Genomic DNA, 224 nt, shown 5'->3' with positions numbered 1-224 from the left:
TCTGGTGGCGATTCTGCGAAACCACTTGATTTTCTGGAAAAAACACTCCACCAGATGGCGCTCCTTATACAGGTGCCAGTCAACCGGCCAAGGATCGGAAACGTTGCTTTGCGGCGGGATCACATAACTGGCCCCGTGCGCTGAGATATATTCCCGAATTGCCCGAGCACCATATGCCCGGTCTGCCAGTACGGCACTCCCTCTGATCCTGACTTTTTCCAATA

The 224-nt window shown here is 53.1% G+C and carries 1 protein-coding gene; it reads right to left on the bottom strand.

What is annotated here, in order from left to right; translation table 11 throughout:
- The coding region (locus NE547_RS18355) for a transposase (protein WP_256176655.1) at positions 1-224 on the bottom strand (224 nt) is incomplete at both ends.

Source organism: Flavonifractor sp. DFI.6.63 (assembly GCF_024462255.1).
GTDB lineage: Bacteria > Bacillota > Clostridia > Oscillospirales > Oscillospiraceae > Lawsonibacter_A > Lawsonibacter_A hominis.
The sequence above is the reverse complement of the archived record's forward strand: the minus strand, read 5'-3'. Positions and strand labels throughout refer to the sequence as shown.